This is a genomic window from Clavibacter phaseoli, from assembly GCF_021922925.1.
Lineage (GTDB): Bacteria > Actinomycetota > Actinomycetes > Actinomycetales > Microbacteriaceae > Clavibacter > Clavibacter phaseoli.
Genome location: NZ_CP040786.1, coordinates 1,850,974 through 1,867,986, shown reverse-complemented (window position 1 = coordinate 1,867,986; position 17,013 = coordinate 1,850,974). Strand labels below are relative to the sequence as shown.

16 protein-coding genes are annotated in these 17,013 nt (G+C 73.6%); 13 read left to right on the top strand and 3 right to left on the bottom strand.

Annotation, left to right across the window (positions count from 1 at the left end):
* Positions 1-50: 50 nt before the first annotated feature.
* The 4 genes from FGI33_RS08700 (at position 51) to FGI33_RS08685 (ending at position 3,532) form a co-directional block, all read left to right on the top strand.
* Positions 51-641, top strand: a complete 591-nt coding sequence (locus FGI33_RS08700; RefSeq protein ID WP_119435471.1) for an isochorismatase family protein — start codon at positions 51-53, stop codon at positions 639-641.
* Positions 642-757: 116 nt separating this feature from the next.
* Entirely contained in the window at positions 758-2,233 is a 1,476-nt protein-coding gene (locus FGI33_RS08695; protein ID WP_237581672.1) for an NAD-dependent succinate-semialdehyde dehydrogenase, read from the top strand.
* Positions 2,233-3,045: a TrmH family RNA methyltransferase gene (locus FGI33_RS08690; protein WP_119435120.1), complete on the top strand. Its 813-nt coding sequence runs from the start codon at positions 2,233-2,235 to the stop codon at positions 3,043-3,045. The genes FGI33_RS08695 and FGI33_RS08690 overlap by 1 nt, the downstream gene beginning before the upstream one ends.
* Before the next feature lie 118 nt (positions 3,046-3,163).
* Positions 3,164-3,532 carry a DUF2834 domain-containing protein gene (locus FGI33_RS08685; RefSeq protein WP_119435119.1) on the top strand — a complete coding sequence of 123 codons (369 nt, stop codon included), beginning with the start codon at positions 3,164-3,166 and terminating at the stop codon, positions 3,530-3,532.
* Positions 3,533-3,670: 138 nt separating this feature from the next.
* Here FGI33_RS08685 and FGI33_RS08680 read toward each other — a convergent pair whose 3' ends face one another.
* Positions 3,671-5,611 carry an ABC transporter ATP-binding protein gene (locus FGI33_RS08680; RefSeq protein WP_119435118.1) on the bottom strand — a complete coding sequence of 647 codons (1,941 nt, stop codon included), beginning with the start codon at positions 5,609-5,611 and terminating at the stop codon, positions 3,671-3,673.
* Positions 5,612-5,815: 204 nt separating this feature from the next.
* On the opposite strand from FGI33_RS08680, the gene FGI33_RS08675 reads away from it, so the two are divergent.
* Genes FGI33_RS08675 through FGI33_RS08665 form a run of 3 tightly spaced genes read left to right on the top strand, consistent with a single transcriptional unit; the run spans position 5,816 to position 8,462 of the window.
* Positions 5,816-6,742, top strand: a complete 927-nt coding sequence (locus FGI33_RS08675) for an ABC transporter ATP-binding protein (protein ID WP_119435554.1) — start codon at positions 5,816-5,818, stop codon at positions 6,740-6,742.
* A complete protein-coding gene (locus tag FGI33_RS08670) occupies positions 6,739-7,623 on the top strand; it encodes an ABC transporter permease (RefSeq protein WP_237581670.1) in 885 nt (294 codons plus the stop codon). Before FGI33_RS08675 ends, FGI33_RS08670 begins: the two co-directional genes overlap by 4 nt.
* On the top strand, positions 7,620-8,462 hold the full coding sequence (locus FGI33_RS08665) for an ABC transporter permease (RefSeq protein WP_237581668.1): 843 nt from the start codon (positions 7,620-7,622) through the stop codon (positions 8,460-8,462). The genes FGI33_RS08670 and FGI33_RS08665 overlap by 4 nt, the downstream gene beginning before the upstream one ends.
* Here FGI33_RS08665 and FGI33_RS08660 read toward each other — a convergent pair.
* Positions 8,425-9,735: an MFS transporter gene (locus FGI33_RS08660; protein WP_237581667.1), complete on the bottom strand. Its 1,311-nt coding sequence runs from the start codon at positions 9,733-9,735 to the stop codon at positions 8,425-8,427. The genes FGI33_RS08665 and FGI33_RS08660 overlap by 38 nt on opposite strands.
* Positions 9,736-9,880: 145 nt before the next feature.
* Here FGI33_RS08660 and FGI33_RS08655 point away from each other — a divergent pair, with 145 nt between their 5' ends.
* Positions 9,881-10,705 carry a ribokinase gene (locus FGI33_RS08655; protein WP_237581665.1) on the top strand — a complete coding sequence of 275 codons (825 nt, stop codon included), beginning with the start codon at positions 9,881-9,883 and terminating at the stop codon, positions 10,703-10,705.
* Positions 10,706-10,710: 5 nt separating this feature from the next.
* Positions 10,711-11,253, top strand: coding sequence for a hypothetical protein (locus FGI33_RS08650; protein ID WP_237581663.1), 543 nt, complete (start codon positions 10,711-10,713; stop codon positions 11,251-11,253).
* On the opposite strand, the gene FGI33_RS08645 is transcribed toward FGI33_RS08650, so the two are convergent.
* A complete protein-coding gene (locus FGI33_RS08645; protein ID WP_119435249.1) occupies positions 11,233-11,748 on the bottom strand; it encodes a helix-turn-helix transcriptional regulator in 516 nt (171 codons plus the stop codon). The two genes, FGI33_RS08650 and FGI33_RS08645, sit on opposite strands and share 21 nt — an antisense overlap.
* Before the next feature lie 229 nt (positions 11,749-11,977).
* Here FGI33_RS08645 and FGI33_RS08640 point away from each other — a divergent pair, with 229 nt between their 5' ends.
* Genes FGI33_RS08640 through FGI33_RS08625 form a run of 4 tightly spaced genes read left to right on the top strand, consistent with a single transcriptional unit; the run spans position 11,978 to position 17,003 of the window.
* Complete coding sequence (locus tag FGI33_RS08640) at positions 11,978-13,246, top strand: extracellular solute-binding protein (protein ID WP_119435250.1); 1,269 nt, start codon at positions 11,978-11,980, stop codon at positions 13,244-13,246.
* Positions 13,247-13,249: 3 nt separating this feature from the next.
* A complete protein-coding gene (locus tag FGI33_RS08635; protein ID WP_119435251.1) occupies positions 13,250-14,191 on the top strand; it encodes a carbohydrate ABC transporter permease in 942 nt (313 codons plus the stop codon).
* Positions 14,192-14,202: 11 nt separating this feature from the next.
* A complete protein-coding gene (locus FGI33_RS08630; RefSeq protein ID WP_237581661.1) occupies positions 14,203-15,108 on the top strand; it encodes a carbohydrate ABC transporter permease in 906 nt (301 codons plus the stop codon).
* Between the two features lie 32 nt (positions 15,109-15,140).
* Entirely contained in the window at positions 15,141-17,003 is a 1,863-nt protein-coding gene (locus FGI33_RS08625) for a glycoside hydrolase family 3 protein (protein ID WP_119434563.1), read from the top strand.
* Positions 17,004-17,013 lie beyond the last annotated feature (10 nt).

Genomic DNA, 17,013 nt, shown 5'->3' with positions numbered 1-17,013 from the left:
CCGGGCGGCGGATCCACGGCACCGGGCCCGGCCCGGGGAAGGAGCGGCGCATGAGCAGGGCCCTGTTCATCATCGACGTGCAGAACGACTTCACGGAGGGCGGCGCGCTCGGCGTCGAGGGCGGCGGCGACGTCGCGCGGGGGATCACCCGCCTCCTCGCCGCGGAGCCGTACCGCTACGACCACGTGCTCGCGTCCCGCGACTGGCACGAGGCCACGGGCGGCAACGGCGGGCACTTCGCCGCGGCCGGCACCGTCCCCGACTACTCCACCACCTGGCCCGAGCACTGCGTGCAGGGCACCCCCGGCGCCGAGTACCACCCCGACCTCGACGTCACCGCCGTCGACTTCCACATCCGCAAGGGCCAGGGCGCGCCCGCCTACTCGATCTTCGAGGGCACGACGGAGGACGGCGTGCCGCTGGCGGACCTGCTGGTGCTGCACGACATCACCGACATCGACGTGGTCGGCCTCGCGACCGACTACTGCGTGCTCGCCTCCGCGCTCGACGCGGTGCACCAGGGCAAGCGCGTGCGGATCCTCGCCGACCTCGTCGCGGGCGTGGCGCCGGCCACCAGCGCCGCCGCCCTCGACCGCCTGCGCGACGCGGGGGCCGAGATCGTCGAGGGCCCGGCCGACTGACCCGTGGCGCGGCCGGCGCGGCCGGCGCGGCCGCGACCGCGACCGCGAGCAGCGGCGCGCGCACCAGCGCGAGCGCAGACACGAGCAAGACACAGCACCGAAGAAGCGAGGACAGCATGAGCGCATCCACCGAGACCGACCTCCTGTCGGGCACGCCCATTACCCTGCTCATCGGCGGGGAGCGGGTCGACGCCGCGGGCGGCGCGACGTTCGAGGTGCGGGATCCCGCGACCGACGCCGTCCTCGCGCGGGTCGCCGACGCGAGCCCCGCGGACGGCGCGCGCGCCCTCGACGCGGCGGTCGCCGCGCAGGCGGCGTGGGCGGCGACCGCGCCGCGCGCCCGGGGCGAGATCCTCCGCCGCGCGTTCGACCTGCTCCAGGCGCGCAAGGACGAGTTCGCCCTCCTCATGACGCTCGAGATGGGCAAGCCGCTGGCCGAGTCGCTCGGCGAGGTGACGTACGGCGGCGAGTTCCTCCGCTGGTTCTCCGAGGAGGCCGTGCGCATCACGGGCCGCTACGGCACGAACCCGGAGGGGACCGGCCGCATGATCGTGTCGCAGCATCCCGTCGGGCCGGTGCTGCTCATCACCCCGTGGAACTTCCCGCTCGCGATGGCGACCCGCAAGATCGCGCCGGCGCTCGCCGCGGGCTGCACGGTCGTCATCAAGCCCGCCGACCTCACCCCGCTCACCACGCTCCGGTTCGCCGAGCTGCTGGCGGAGGCGGGGCTGCCCGCTGGCGTCCTCAACGTGATCCCCACCACGGCCGCCGCCGACGTCACGGGTCCGCTCATCGCCGACCCGCGGCTGCGCAAGCTGAGCTTCACCGGATCCACGCCCGTCGGTCGCCAGCTCGGCGCGCAGGCCGCGCAGAACGTCCTCCGCGTCTCGCTCGAGCTGGGCGGCAACGCGCCGTTCTTGGTCTTCGCGGACGCCGACATCGACAAGGCGGTGGAGGGCGCGATGGCGGCGAAGTTCCGCAACGTCGGGCAGGCGTGCACGGCGGCGAACCGCTTCATCGTCGAGGCGTCGATCGCGGGCGCGTTCGCCGACCGGCTGCAGGAGCGCATCGACGCGATGCGGATCGGGCGCGGCACCGAGGAGGGCGTCACGGTCGGACCGCTCATCGACGGCCGCGCCGTCGACAAGGCGGACCGGCTGGTGCGCGACGCCGTCGAGCGCGGCGCGACCGTGCGCGCGGGCGGCGAGCCTCGCGAGGGCGCCGGCCACTTCTACCCGCCGACCCTCGTCACGGGCGTCGCCGAGGGCAGCGACATCCTGCGCGAGGAGATCTTCGGGCCGGTGGTCGCGATCGTGCCGTTCGACGACGAGGACGACGCCGTGCGCCTCGCCAACGACACCGAGTTCGGCCTCGTCTCCTACGTCTTCACGCAGGACCTCGCGCGCGGCCAGCGCATGATCGAGCGGCTCGAGACGGGGATGACGGGCCTCAACATGGGCGTCATCTCCAACGCGGCGGCGCCGTTCGGCGGCGTGAAGCAGTCGGGGCTCGGCCGCGAGGGCGGGCTCGAGGGGATCCACGAGTACCTGAACACGAAGTACACGCTCACGCCCGACCCCTTCGCGTCGTAGTGGCGCACGTCGTCCCGGTCGACGATCTGGCGGATCCGCGGCTCGCCGACTACAGCCACCGCACCGACGTGGCGCTCCGGAAGGCCGCGGGCGCGGGCCACGGCATCTACCTGGCCGAGTCCGCGCTGGTGCTCGAGCGGGCGCTCCGGGCCGGGCACGAGCCGCGGTCGGTGCTCGCGCTCGGCGGCACGGTGGACGAGGCCCTGGCGCTGGTCGGCGACCGGGACGTGCCCGTCTTCACGGGGCCCGGCGAGCTGCTCGCCGAGCTGACCGGCTACGTGCTGCACCGCGGCGTGGTCGCGTCGCTCGACCGGCCCGCGCTGCCGTCGGTCGCGTCGCTGCTGGCCGGCGCGCGGCGCGTGGTGGTGCTCGAGGACGTCGTGGATCCCACGAACGTCGGCGCGATCTTCCGCTCGGTCAGCGCCATCGGCGCGGACGCGGTGCTCGTGACGCCGCGCTGCACGGACCCGTTCTACCGCCGCGCCATCCGCGTCAGCATGGGCACGGTGCTGCAGGTGCCGTGGACGCGCACGGGGGAGTGGCCGGAGACCCGCGCCGCGCTCGCCGACGCCGGGTTCCACGTCGCCGCGCTCGCGCTGACGCCCGATGCCGTCTCGCTCCGCGACTTCCCTTCCGAGGAGCACGAGCGGCTCGCCATCGTGCTCGGCTCGGAGGGGCCGGGCCTGTCGGCGGAGGCGATCCGGTCCGCGGACACCGTCGTGCGGATCCCCATGGCGCACGGCATCGACTCGCTCAACGTCGCGGCCGCCAGCGCGGTCGCGCTCTACGCGCTCACGGCACCGGCCGGCTGATCGCGCGGCCCGCTCCTCCCCAGGCGAGCGGCGGGCCGCTCCGCGACCGATCCCGGGCGGGCGGGTCAGCTCGGCGCGCCAGCGCCTAGCCTGGCCTCATCCACGAGAAGGGGTCCCCATGAGCACGCGTCCCGCACGTCGGCGCCCCACGCGCCTCGCCGTCGTCTACCTGGTGCTCGCGGTCGCCGGCCTCGTGCTCACCTGGTCGGCGAACATCCGTGTGGTGACGGAGGGCCGCGACTTCCTCGCCGACCTCTCCGCCGGCGGCCCGTCGGTCTCGTCGCTGTCGTGGGACCTGCTGATCGCGGCGGTCGCGAGCGTCGTCTTCATCGTCGTCGAGGGGCGTCGCCTCCGGATGCGCCGAATCTGGATCTACGTGCTGCTCGCCCCGCTCGTGGCGTTCGCGGTCGCGCTGCCGGTCTTCCTCGCGGCGCGGGAGATGCACCTGAGCGCGCCGGAGCGGGCGGAGCCGGCGCCGGGCGCATGACGCTCGTCACCGCCGGGGCGCTGGGGCGCTGGGGTGCCGGATCGTGTGAGCACCGCACCGCACCGCACCGCAGCGCAGCCCGAGCGCTGCAGCCCAGCGCCGCAGCGCCCGCGGATCCCCGGCGCCCCGGCGCACTCGCTACACGAGCAGCTGGTGCTTCGCGAGGTCGCGGTAGAGCGGCGTCGAGACGACGAGCTCCGCGTGGGTGCCGGTGCCGACGACGCGGCCCTTCTCCACGACCACGATGAGGTCGCTGTCGACGACGGTCGAGAGCCGGTGGGCGATCACGATGAGGGTGCGGTGCTCGGCGACCGCGTCGATCGCCTTGCGGAGCAGCTGCTCGTTGAGGCCGTCGAGGCTGGAGGTCGACTCGTCGAGCAGCAGGATCGGCGGCGCGGAGAGCAGGGTGCGCGCGATCGCGAGGCGCTGGCGCTCGCCGCCGGAGAGCATGATGCCGTCCTCGCCGACGGGCGCGTCGAGGCCGAGCTCGTTGCGCGCGAGCACCTCGGTGAGGTTCACGGCGTGCAGGACCTGGACGCAGTCCTCGTCGGTGGCGTCGAACGCGGTGAGCGTGAGGTTCTCGCGGAGCGTGCCGGCGAGCACGGGCGCGTCCTGCTCGACGTAGCCGATCTGACGGCGCAGGTCCTCGCGGTCGAGCGTGCGGATATCGCGCCCGCCGACGCGCACGACGCCCGACGTCGGGTCGTAGAAGCGCTCGATGAGGGCGAGGATCGTGCTCTTGCCAGCGCCTGAGGGGCCGACGAGCGCTATGCGGGTGCCGCGCTCGGCGCGGAAGCTGATGCCCTGGAGGACGCCGCCGCCGGTGCGGTCGGCGCCGGGGGCGGCGTCCGCGGCGTCGACGGCGTCCGTCGGCAGAGCGGCGGGCACAGATCCCTCGGGCGTCGAGGTGGAATCCGTGTCCGCATCCGCCGCCACCGGGTACGCGAACCGCACGTCCACGAGCTCGACGGCGGGCGCGTCGGTGAAGTCCTCGGCCACGGGCGCATCGTCCCGGAGCCGTCCGGCGAGGTCGGCGTCGCCGTCGGTCTCGACGGGCAGCTTCACGATCTCTTGGATCCGGCCGAGCGCGCCGAGCGCCTGGTTGACCGCGGTCACGGCGCCGAACGCCTGGCCGAGCGGCATGATCATGAGGAAGAGGAACAGGATGAAGGCCACGAGGTCGCCGACCGTGATGGCGCCCGACGCGACGCGGAAGCCGCCGACGCCGACCACCACGAGGAACGACGCCTGCAGCGCGATGCCGGCGATCGGCACGACCACCGCCGAGGCCTTCGCGACCTTGATGCCCATCTCCCACGCGCCCTCGGCGTCGGCCTCGATGGTCCGGATCTCGCGGTCGGTGGCGTTGCTGGCGCGGACGGTGCGGATCGCGCCGATGGCCCGCTCGACGCTCGCGGCCAGGTCGCCGACCTTGCGCTGCGCGCGCTGGCTGGCGACGCGGATCCGCCCGGACAGGCCCACGACGGCGACGACCGACACCGCGACGACCAGCACCGTGAGGCTGAGGAGCACGGGGTCGATGATGAGCATCGCGATGATGGCGCCGAGGAACGTGACCGCGCCGCCGATCGCCTCGACGAGCCCCTGCGTGAGCACCGCGCGGAGGAGCGTGGTGTCGCTTCCGACGCGGGAGACGAGGTCGCCCGTGCGGCGCGTGTCGAACTCGGAGATGGGGAGGCGCAGGATCCGGCGCACGAGCGTGCGGCGCGACGAGAGCACGATGCCCTCGCCCATGCGCTGCAGCAGGTAGTGCTGGTAGCCGGAGAGCACGCCGGACACGACGACGAGGCCGACGAGCGCCCAGACGAGGACGCCCAGCTGGCCGCCCTCCTGCACGACCCCGACGACCCGCTGCACGAGGAGCGGCTGGCCGAGGCTCGCAGCCGCGCCGAGCACGCTCAGCACGACGACGAAGGCCATGAGGCCGCGCTGCTCGAGGATGTAGGGGAGGAGCTCCGAGAAGCGCGCGCGGGGTCCGTCGTCGGCGGAGTCGCGGCGGGCGAACGGGTTGCGGGACCGGGCGCGCGGGGCGGCGGACTCGGGGCGGGCGGTGCTCATGCGTGTTCTCCCGGAGGGTGGGTGCGATCGTGATGCGGCGCGCGGGCAGCCGGGCGGACGGCCGGCGACCGGGCGGGCGGCCGACGAGCGGCGCGTCGCGCGTGTCGCATCGCCGTGGCGACTCTACGCGCCGGCCGCCGCGCGACCGCCGGGAGTGATTCCGCCCGTGGAGAAAACCCCCGGCCATCCCTAGGCTGTGGACTCGTGCCCACCCCCGTCATCACCGCCGACCGCCTCGTGAAGAAGTACGGCGACCACGTCGCCGTCGACGGCCTGTCGTTCGAGGTCGCGCCCGGCGAGTCCTTCGGGCTGCTCGGCCCGAACGGCGCGGGCAAGTCCACGACCATGCGCATGATCGGCGCGGTCTCCTCGCGCACGGGCGGATCGCTCGACATCCTCGGGCTCGACCCGGACACGCACGGTCCCGAGATCCGCTCGCAGCTCGGCGTCGTGCCGCAGGCCGACAACCTCGACCTGGAGCTCAAGGCGCGCGACAACCTCATCGTCTACGGCCGCTACTTCGGGCTGCCGCGGAAGCAGGTCGCGGCGCGCGCCGACGAGCTGCTCGAGTTCGCGCAGCTCAGCGACCGTGCGGGCGCCAAGGTCGACGACCTCTCCGGCGGCATGAAGCGACGGCTCACGATCGCGCGCGCCCTCATCAGCGACCCGCGGATCCTGCTGCTCGACGAGCCGACGACCGGCCTCGACCCGCAGGCCCGCCACATCCTCTGGGACCGGCTGTTCCGCCTCAAGGAGCAGGGCACGACGCTCGTCCTGACCACGCACTACATGGACGAGGCCGAGCAGCTGTGCGACCGGATCGTCGTGGTCGACGAGGGTCGGATCATGGCCGAGGGCTCGCCTGCGTCCCTCATCCGCGACCACTCCAGCCGCGAGGTGCTCGAGGTGCGCTTCGGGTCCGACCGCAACGAGTCCGCGTCGCGCGAGATCGCCGGGTTCGGCGACCGCGTGGAGGTGCTGCCCGACCGCGTGCTCGTGTACGCGTCCGACGGCGAGGCCGTGCTCAGCCGGATCCTCGAGCAGGGCCTGAAGCCCATCACCACGCTCGTGCGCCGCTCCAGTCTCGAGGACGTCTTCCTGCGCCTCACCGGACGGAGCCTGGTCGAGTGAGCGTCGTCGACCACGCCGCCGCCGGGGGACCCGCGGCCGAGGGATCCGGCACCGGCGCCGACCACCGCGCCCGTGCCGTCGCCGGAGGCGTCCGCCCCCGCCGCTTCGGCGCCTGGTACGCGGCCGAGCACCGGCTGCTCGGGATCCGCGCCTACCTCGGCACCGCGCTCGCGACCGGCATCGCGAGCCCCTACGTCTACCTCTACGCGCTCGGCGTCGGCCTCGCGACGGTCGTCGACCGCGGCACGGACGCGAACCAGGCGCTCGGCGTCAGCTTTCTCGTGTTCGTGGCGCCCGCGCTGCTCGCGACGAGCGCCATGACGGTCGCGAGCGAGGAGTTCAGCTACCCGATCTTCGGCGGCTTCAAGTGGAACCCCGTCTTCCAGGCGATGAACGCGTCGCCGCTGACCCCGGCGCAGATCATCGACGGCCAGGTGATCGGCGTCGCGATCCGCATGGCGCCCACCTGCATCGCCTACTTCGCGTTCATGCTCCTGTTCGGCGCGGTGCCGCTCGGCACGGGCGTCCTCGCGATCGGCGCCGCGGTGCTCACGGGCATGGCGATCGGCGTGATGCTCATGGCCTACGTCGCGACCCTCACGCAGGACACCGGCCAGATCGCGATGGTGATGCGCTTCGTGATCACGCCGCTCTCGCTGTTCTCGGGCACGTTCTTCCCGCTCACGCAGTTCCCCGTCTGGCTGCAGTGGATCGGCTGGATCTCGCCGCTCTGGCACGGCACCGAGCTCGGCCGCGTCGCCACCTACGGCATGGAGGAGCCGCTCTGGCTCACGGTCGCGCACGTCGCGTACCTGCTGCTCTGGCTCGCGGTGGGCTGGACGCTGGCCCGCCGCGTCGCGACGAGGAGGCTGCGCGCATGACCGGATCCACGATGCCGGCGGACGCCCCCGCGCCCGCCGCCCGTCGGAGCCGCGGCGGCCCCCGCGCGCTCTACGCCGGCAACGCCCGCTCGGTGCTCTCCCGCGGCCTGCTGGCGACGCGCAGCACCAACTGGACGGTCGTCCTCTCCGGCTTCTTCGAGCCCGTCTTCTACCTGCTCGCGATGGGGATCGGCTTGGGCTCCCTCGTGGGCGACGTGACCACGAGCACCGGCCAGCCCGTGCCGTACGCCGCGTACATCGCGCCGGCGCTCCTCGCGGTCTCCGCCATGAACGGCGCCGTCTACGACTCCACCTGGAACGTCTTCTTCAAGATGAACCACTCGAAGCTGTACCAGGGCATGCTCGCGACCTCGCTCGGGCCGCTCGACGTGGCGTTCGGCGAGATCGGCCTGGCGCTGCTCCGCGGCGTCGTCTACTCGTCCGGCTTCCTGGTCGTGATGCAGGTGCTCGGCCTCAACCTGTCGTGGTGGGCGATCCTCGCGCTGCCGTCCGTGGTGCTCATCGCGCTGGCCTTCGCGAGCTTCGGCATGGCCGTGACGAGCTACATGAAGACCTTCCAGCAGATGGACTGGATCAACTTCGTCCTGCTGCCCATGTTCCTGTTCTCCGCGACCTTCTACCCGCTGTCGGTGTACCCGGCGTGGATCCAGGCGGTCATCCAGGCGCTGCCGCTCTGGCACGCGGTGGAGCTCGTGCGCGGCTTCACGACGGGCGCGCTCTCGATCGCGGTCCTCGGCCACGTGCTCTACTTCGCGGTGATGACGGCGATCGGCCTGGTCTTCACGACGCGGCGGCTGCGGGTCCTCTTCCTCGGCTGAAGGCCCCCGCCGCGAGCGCGAGGCCGGCGACGCCCATGACCACGGCGGCCGTCGCGACCGCGACCGGGTACGCAGCGGGCTGCGCGGCCGCCGGGACGAGGGCGAGCGCCTGCGCCGTCACGACGGTGGCGAGGAACGACGATCCGGCCAGCACCGTCGAGGTGAGCGACGAGACCCGGCCCATCGTCCCCACGGGCGCCTCCGCCTGCAGGATCGGGCCCTGCGACACGAGGTAGACGGAGAAGACGAGGCCCACGACGCCCATGAGGATCGCCGCGGGCAGGAAGGCGCGCACGGTCGAGTACGCCGCGTAGGCGACGCCGAGGGTCACGAGCGCGACCGGCAGCGCGCGCTCGGGGCGGAGGCGGGCGACGAGCGCGGGCGCCGTGAGGGATCCGACGAGCCCGCCCACCGCGAACATGGCCGTGACGACGCCGTACTCCGCCGCTGTCAGCCCCATCGTGGTGAGGGCGAGGAGCGCGAGCGTCGCGTTGTTGACGCCGAGGGTGACGCCGTAGGCGGCGAGGCCGGCCACGAGGATCCGCAGGCGCGGCGACGCCCGGACGACGCGGATCCCCGCGGCCAGCTCCGCGCGGAAGCGGGCGCGCGCGGAGGCGACCGTCGGATCCGCGCCCGTCGCCAGAGCCCCGCGCTCGCGCACCGCGAGCACCAGCGCCGCCGACGCGAGGAACGCCACGATGTCCACCACGAGCGCGGGCACCGGCCCGACGCCCGCGTAGACGACCGGCCCGATCATGGCGGAGAGGATCCCGACCCCCGTGCTCGCGAGGAGCGTGCGCCCCGCGGCGTCCGCACGGCGGTCGGCGGGGACGACCACCTGCACGAGGGCGGCGCGCGCCGGGTCGAACAGCTGCGAGGCGCAGCCGATGAGGAGCTGCGTGACGATCACGGCGCCGATGACGACGGGCGCGGGTCCGACCATCGCGATCACGAGGAGCGGCACGAGCAGGGCGGCGCGCACGAGGTCGGCCGTGACCATCACGCGGCGGACGGGCCACCGGTCGACGAGCACGCCGGCGACGGGCGCGAGCAACAGCCGCGGCAAGCTCGTCGCGCCGATGACCGCGCCGATGTAGAGCGGCAGGGCCGGGTCGCCGGGCGCGAGGCCCGTCGCGAGCCACACCGTGACGGTCGCCGCGAGCACGTACTCGCCGAAGGAGGAGAGCGCCTGGGCGACCCAGATGAGCGCGAACGAGCGCGAGATCAGCAGGGGGCGGCGGGGGCCGCGCGCACGGGGGCGGGGATCGGGCATGGGCGACCTCCGATCCGTCCGCTCCCCACGGTAGCGGCCGGCCGGGCGGGCCCGCCGGCGGTCCCGCGCCCACGATCCGCTCGGTACCCTGGCGGGGAGCGCCACCCGGGCGCGGCCGGCCGCGCGCCGGGGGAGGCAGGTGCCCATGGGCCGCGTCGTGGTGCTCGGATCGCTCAACGTCGACCAGGTGGTGCGCGTCCCGCGGCACCCGCAGCCGGGGGAGACGCTCATCGGATCCGACCCCGAGCGGCTCTGGGGCGGCAAGGGCGCGAACCAGGCGGTCGCCGCGGCCGACGCCGGCGGCGAGGTCGCGATGGTCGGGGCCGTGGGCGACGACGCCGACGGATCCGCGTACCGCGCGCGCCTGGCGGACCGCGGCATCGACGTGTCCGGCCTCGTCACGGTCGAGGGTGCCACGACGGGCCTCGCGATCATCGCGGTCGACGCCGACGGCGAGAACACGATCATCGTCGCGCCCGGCGCGAACGCCCGCGTCACCGACGCCCACCTGGATCCGCTCGACGCGCTCGCCGCGGGCGACGTCCTGCTCGCCTCGCTCGAGCTGCCCCTCGACACGATCGCCGCGGGCGTCCGCCGCGCGCACGCCGCCGGCGCCCGCGTCGTGCTGAACCTCGCGCCCTTCGCCGAGCTGCCCGCCGACGTGCTGGCGCTCGCGGATCCCGTCGTCGTCAACGAGCACGAGGCGGGGCTCCTCCGCGAGTCGGGCGCGCGCGCGCCCGCGTCGCTGCTCGTCACCCTCGGCGCCGAGGGCGCGATGTGGGGCGACGTCGAGGTCCCCGCGTCGAAGGTCTCCCGCGTCGTCGACACCACGGGCGCGGGCGACGCCTTCTGCGGCGCGCTGGCCTCGGCGCTCGCCGGGGGCGCCGACCGTGAGGGCGCCCTGGTCGTCGCGGCCGACGCCGCCGCGGTCGTCGTGCAGCGTCAGGGCGCGCAGCCGGCGGACGACTGATTGGCGTGGGCGACGCCGCGGACGCCCCGGGGAACGACGCCGAACCCGTCGTCGACTTCGTGCGCGCGCTCGCGACGCCGCCGTGGCCGCGCGCCGCGGCGGACGCGGAGCGGATGCTGGCACCCCTCGGCGTGCATCCCGCGGGCGGGGTCGACGCGTGGTCCCCGACGTCCGCCCGGCACGCGCTCGCAGGGGGCCCCGACGCGGTCGACCACCTGTCCTACGGCGTGCACGCGGACCGCGTCACGGGCGTCGGCTTCTTCCTGGCGCGGCACGGCGGCCCGCGGGATGCGCTCGTCCGGCGCGACCACGACGCGCTCGTCGCGGCCCTCGTCGCCCTGTTCGGCCCACCGCGCGCGGCGTTGGACGACCAGTCGAGCCCGGTGCTGTGGGACGTGGCCGAGCTGCAGGTGGGCGTGCAGCTCTTCGACCGCGTCGACAGCAGCGTCATGGTGGATGTCGATCACCGCGAGCGGTCCGCGGAGGCGGCGGCGGAGGCGGCGGCCGGGGACGACCCGGGTCCGCGGCTAGCGGATCCGCCCCCGTGACATGCGCGCGCGGCGTCCGCCCCGGTCGCGCGACAGCGGGTACGCGCGGTCGAGCCGCGGGCCGAGGAGGAACAGGAACGCCGCGTTCGCCAGCATGAAGCCGCCCGCCCAGTACGCCGGGACGACGACGATCGCCAGGTTCGGCAGCACGTCGGCGGCGATCGAGAAGACGACCGCGAGGGTCAGCAGCACGCCGAGACCGGCGTAGAGCGACCGGACGCCGTCGGTCACCGCGTCGCGGCGCTCCTGCTGCTCCTCGGCGCGGGCGTCGAGCGCCACGACCGTCTCCCCGTACTCGTCCGCGGGCGCCGTCGTGAACAGCTCGCGCACCGGCACGTCGAACGCGCGGGCGACGAGCGACAGCGTCTCGAGGCTCGCGTCCTTCCCGGCCTCCAGGCGCTGCACCGTGCGCACCGTGATCCCGCTGGCCTCGGCCAGCCGGTCCTGCGTCCAACCCCGCTCGCGGCGGAGGTCCGCCACCCGTGTCTCGTTCATGCGCCCAGCCTGGCGCCCTGGCGCCACCCGCACCACGACACGGGGCCGACAGCTCCCCGACATCCGCCCGACAGCGGGCCGACGTCCGCGCAGCGGCGGTCAGGGGCGCCGTCGGATCCCGCGCTTGCCCCCTGGTCGGGGTCCATGAGATGCTCGACGCGCTGCGCTTCTTATGCGCATAAGTAGATCACCGGCTCGCGACGCGGGCGCTTCGTTCAAGGAGGAACACGTGAAGACATCCATGCGTCTGGGCGCGGTCGCGACCGTGCTGGCGGCCACCGTCGCGCTGACCGGCTGCGGCCGCTCCGCCGACGAGGGATCCGGCCCCGCGGCCGCGACCACCCTCGGCTCCGAGCCCGCGACCGGCAAGGTCACCATGTGGGCCATGGGCGCGGAGGGCGAGGCCCTGCCCGCCTTCGTGAAGACGTTCGAGGACGCCAACCCGGGCGTCGAGGTCGACGTCACGGCGATCCCGTGGGACGCCGCGCACAACAAGTTCCAGACCGCGATCGCGGGCGGCACCACCCCGGACATCGCGATGATGGGCACCACGTGGATGGCCGACTTCTCGGACGCCCTCACCACCGTGCCGACCGACGTCGACGCGAGCGACTCCTTCCCCGGCTCCCTCGCGACGAACACCGTGCGGGACCGCGCCGCCGGCATCCCCTGGTACGTCGACACGCGCGTGCTCTACTACCGCACCGACCTCGCGGCGAAGGCCGGCTGGACGACGGCCCCCACCACCTGGGACGAGCTGAAGCAGATGGCGTCCGACATGCAGACCAAGGCCGGCGCCGCGCACGGCATCCGCCTCCCCGCCGGCAACGACGCCTTCCAGGGCACGCTCTGGATGCCGTGGTCGAACGGGGCGGAGATCACCGACGGCGCGAAGTGGACGCTCGACACCCCGGAGATGCAGGAGGCCTACGAGTACTACGGCAGCTTCTTCGCCGACGGCATCGCCGACCCCGACGTCGACGTCTCGTCCGGCGCGCAGGAGGCCTCGTTCGTCGACGGATCCGCGCCCATGCTCATCGAGGGCCCCTTCGAGATCGGCCAGCTGAAGGCCGTCGGCGGCGCGGGCTTCGAGTCGAAGTTCACGACCGCGGTGCTCCCGGCGAAGGAGACCTCGGCGTCGTTCAGCGGCGGCGCGAACCTCGTCGTCTTCGACCAGGCGAAGAACCAGGACGCCGCGTGGAAGCTCGCGCGCTGGCTCGGCCAGCCGGACACGCAGGCGGCCTGGTACCAGGCCACCGGCGACCTCCCCGCCGCGCAGTCGGCCTGGCAGGACCCGGCCCTGCAGGCCGACCCCACCCTCGCCGCGTTCGGCGAGCAGCTGAAGACCGCGAAGTCGGTGCCCGTCACCACCAACTGGGTGAAGGTCGGATCCGCCGCGGACTCGGCGCTGGAGCAGATCCGCCGCGGCACCTCCTCGGTGCCCGACGCGCTGGCGAAGCTGCAGTCGGACGCCGACTCCATCGGCTCGGCGGAGTAGCCGTTGGCCCTCACCGCAGAGCGCGCGGCCGGGTCCCGTCCCGGCCGCACGCGGTCCCCGCTCGTCGCCCGGCAGCGGCGCCGTCAGGCGATCATCGCCTGGGGCTTCTGCCTCCCGTTCGTGGCCGTCTTCGCGGTCTTCATGCTCGTGCCGCTGGTGAGCTCGTTCGCCATGTCGTTCACGGACTTCCGCGCGACCGACATCCGGTCGCCCTTCGCGGTCGACTTCGTCGGCCTCGACCAGTACGTCGCGCTCTTCACCGACGCCACGTTCCTCCGCTCCATCGGCGTGACCGCGTTCTTCGTGGTCGTCGGGATCCCCGTGACGATGGTCACGGCGCTCGCGCTGGCCCTCGCGCTCAACTCGGGCCGGGGACGCATCGTCTCGTTCTTCCGCGTGGGCTTCTACGCGCCCGTCGTCACGAGCATCGTCGCGGTCTCCGTCGTGTGGCGCTACATCCTGCTGCCGGACGGGCTGCTCAACTCCGCGCTCGCGGTGGTCGGGATCACCGGCCCCAACTGGCTGAGCGACACCACGTGGGCGCTGCCCTCGCTCGTCGCGATGGCGGTGTGGCGCAACGTCGGCACGCTCATGATCATCTTCCTGGCGGGCCTGCAGGCCGTGCCCGAGGAGGTGCAGGAGGCGGCCGTCATGGACGGCGCGAGCCCCTGGCGCCGGCTGATCTCCGTGACGCTGCCGCTGCTGCGCCCGACCCTGCTGCTCGGATCCGTGCTCATCTCGGTCGGCTTCCTGCAGTTCTTCGAGGAGGCGTTCGTGATGACCCGCGGCGGCCCCCTCGACTCCACGCTGTCCGTCGCGTACTACACGTACCGGCAGTTCGGCTTCGGCGAGTACGGCCTCGCCTCCGCGGCGAGCTACGTCCTCTTCCTCGCCATCGCCCTGCTCAGCCTGCTGCAGTTCCGGCTGCTGCGGTCGAAGGACTGAAAGGCACCGTCATGACCACCACCGCATCCGCCCCCGCCGCCACGGTCGTCGCCGAGGCCGCGACGGGCGCCCCGCCGCGCCGCCGGCGCCGCACCGACCGCGGCCGGCGCACCCGCGCGATCGTCTACCTCGTCCTCGCCGGCGTGCTCTGCGTCTGGCTCGTGCCGTTCGTCTGGATGGCGCTCGGGTCCGTGAAGACGCAGGGCGAGATCCTGCAGCGGCCGCCGACGTGGTGGCCCCAGGATCCCGTCGCCGACAACTTCGCGCAGTGGTTCGGGCCGCTCGACTTCGGCACGTTCTTCTCCAACAGCCTCGTCGTCGCGCTCGTCACCGTGCTCGGCAACCTCGTATTCTGCTCGATGGTCGGCTACGCGCTCGCGAAGATGGAGTTCCCGGGCAAGCGGATCCTGTTCCTCACCGTGATGGTGACGCTCATGGTGCCGGGCGTCGTCACGTTCGTGCCGCTGTTCGTCATGGTCTCGGGGCTCGGCCTCGTGAACACGTACGCGGCGCTCATCCTCCCGTTCATCACGGCGCCCATCGGGGTGTTCCTCATGCGGCAGTTCATGCTCGGGATCCCCGAGGCGCTCATCGAGGCCGCGCGCCTCGACGGCGCGGGGGAGTTCCGCATCTTCTCCCGCATCGTGATGCCGCTGTGCGGGCCGCCGCTCGCGACCCTCGGCATCCTCACGTTCCTCGCCTCGTGGAACAACTTCCTCTGGCCGCTCGTCGCGGCGCAGACCGAGGGCATGTACACGCTGCCGATCGCCCTGTCGCTCTACTCGACCGGGCAGAACGCGACCGACTACGGCCTCCTGCTCGCGGGATCCGTGCTCGTGATCGCGCCGATCCTCGCCCTGTTCGTGTTCCTGCAGCGCTACTTCATCCAGGGCGTCGCGACCGCCGGCCTCAAGTGACCACCTCCCGCCTCCGACCCCTGGAGACCCCCATGCCCCGCGCCCCGCGCACGCAGCTCACCGCCCCCGACGGCACCCGGTTCCGCGACCTCGACGGGGACGGGGTGATGGCGCCCTACGAGGATCCGCGCCTGACCCCCGAGGAGCGCACGGCCGACCTCGTCGGGCGCCTGAGCCTGGCGGAGAAAGCCGGCCTCATGTTCCAGACCGTGATCGAGGTCGGCGCCGACGGCGAGCTGAAGGAGGAGCCGGGCGCGATCTCGAAGTCCGGCACCACCGAGGTCGTGGTCGGGAAGGCCATGAACCACTTCAACGTGCACGAGATCCGCACGGCCCGGCAGGCCGCGCGCTGGAGCAACCGGCTGCAGGAGCTGGCGGAGTCGACGCCGCACGGGATCCCCGTGACCGTCAGCACGGATCCGCGCCACGCCTTCGTGGAGAACGCGGGCGTCGCCTTCTCCGCGGGCCCGTTCTCGCAGTGGCCCGAGGCGCTCGGCCTCGCGGCGCTCGACGACGTGGACGCGATCCGCGCGTTCGCCGACGCCGCCCGGCAGGAGTACGTGGCCGTCGGGATCCGTGCCGCGCTGCACCCGCAGATCGACCTCGCCACCGAGCCGCGCTGGGGCCGTCAGGCGCAGACGCTCGGCCACGACGCCGACCGCGTCGCCGAGTTCACGGCCGCGTACCTCGCGGGCTTCCAGGGCGACGAGCTCGGATCCACGAGCGTCGCCTGCACCACCAAGCACTTCCCGGGCGGCGGCCCGCAGAAGGACGGCGAGGACGCGCACTTCCCCTACGGCCGCGAGCAGGTGTACCCGGGCGGCATGTTCGAGTACCACCTACGGCCGTTCCGCGAGGCGATCGCGCGCGGGACCGCCGCGATGATGCCGTACTACGGGATGCCCGAGGGCCTCGTGCGCGACGGCGAGGAGATCGAGCCCGTGGGCTTCGGCTTCAACCGGCAGGTGATCACCGGGCTCCTGCGCGAGGAGCTCGGCTACGACGGCATCGTGGTCACCGACTGGGAGCTCGTGAACGACAACCACGTCGGCGACCAGGTGCTGCCGGCGCGCGCGTGGGGCGTCGAGGAGCTGACGCCGCACGAGCGGATGGAGCGGATCATCGCCGCCGGCTGCGACCAGTTCGGCGGCGAGGAGTGCGTGGACGTGCTGCTCGACCTCGTGGCCGACGGGCGGGTCAGCGAGGCGCGCGTCGACGAGTCGGTGCGTCGCCTGCTGCTCGTGAAGTTCCGGCTCGGGCTCTTCGACGACCCCTACGTCGACGAGGACGAGGCCGAGCGCATCGTCGGCCGCGCGGACCTCCGCGAGCTCGGCTTCCGCGCGCAGGCCGCGTCGGTCACCGTGCTCGAGAACCGGGAGCGCGACGGGCGGCCCACGCTGCCGCTGCCCGTCCACGGTCCCCGGATGCGCGTGCACGTCGAGGGCATGCGGCCCGAGGCGCTCGACGGCTGGGCGGATCCCGCCGACGGTCCCGACGACGCCGACCTCGCGATCGTGCGGCTCGGCGCGCCCTTCGAGCCGCGCTCCGATCTCTTCCTCGAGGCGTGGTTCCACCAGGGGTCGCTCGAGTTCCCGCCCGGCCTCGTGCACCGGCTGCGCCGGATCGCCGACCGCTGCCCGCTCGTCGTGGTCGTGAACCTCGACCGGCCCGCGATCATGACGCCGCTCGTGCCGTTCGCCGCCGCGCTCGCCGTCGACTACGGCAGCTCCGACGCCGCCGTGCTCGCGGCGCTCACGGGACGCGTCGCGCCCGAGGGGCGGCTGCCCGTGGAGATCCCACGCTCGATGGATGCCGTGCGCGCGTCGCGGACGGACGTGCCGTCGGACACCGCCGACCCGGTGTACCCGCTGCACCACGGCCTCCGGATCCGCTGACCGCGCCCGT

Excerpts from the sequence above, each read along its gene's own strand:
- FGI33_RS08700 (WP_119435471.1), top strand. The coding sequence starts at position 51 with ATGAGCAGGGCCCTGTTCATCATCGACGTGCAGAACGACTTCACGGAG.
- FGI33_RS08695 (WP_237581672.1), top strand. The coding sequence starts at position 758 with ATGAGCGCATCCACCGAGACCGACCTCCTGTCGGGCACGCCCATTACC.
- FGI33_RS08685 (WP_119435119.1), top strand. The coding sequence starts at position 3,164 with ATGAGCACGCGTCCCGCACGTCGGCGCCCCACGCGCCTCGCCGTCGTC.
- FGI33_RS08680 (WP_119435118.1), bottom strand. The coding sequence starts at position 5,611 with ATGAGCACCGCCCGCCCCGAGTCCGCCGCCCCGCGCGCCCGGTCCCGC.
- FGI33_RS08665 (WP_237581668.1), top strand. The coding sequence starts at position 7,620 with ATGACCGGATCCACGATGCCGGCGGACGCCCCCGCGCCCGCCGCCCGT.
- FGI33_RS08660 (WP_237581667.1), bottom strand. The coding sequence starts at position 9,735 with ATGCCCGATCCCCGCCCCCGTGCGCGCGGCCCCCGCCGCCCCCTGCTG.
- FGI33_RS08655 (WP_237581665.1), top strand. The coding sequence starts at position 9,881 with ATGGGCCGCGTCGTGGTGCTCGGATCGCTCAACGTCGACCAGGTGGTG.
- FGI33_RS08645 (WP_119435249.1), bottom strand. The coding sequence starts at position 11,748 with ATGAACGAGACACGGGTGGCGGACCTCCGCCGCGAGCGGGGTTGGACG.
- FGI33_RS08630 (WP_237581661.1), top strand. The coding sequence starts at position 14,203 with ATGACCACCACCGCATCCGCCCCCGCCGCCACGGTCGTCGCCGAGGCC.
- FGI33_RS08625 (WP_119434563.1), top strand. The coding sequence starts at position 15,141 with ATGCCCCGCGCCCCGCGCACGCAGCTCACCGCCCCCGACGGCACCCGG.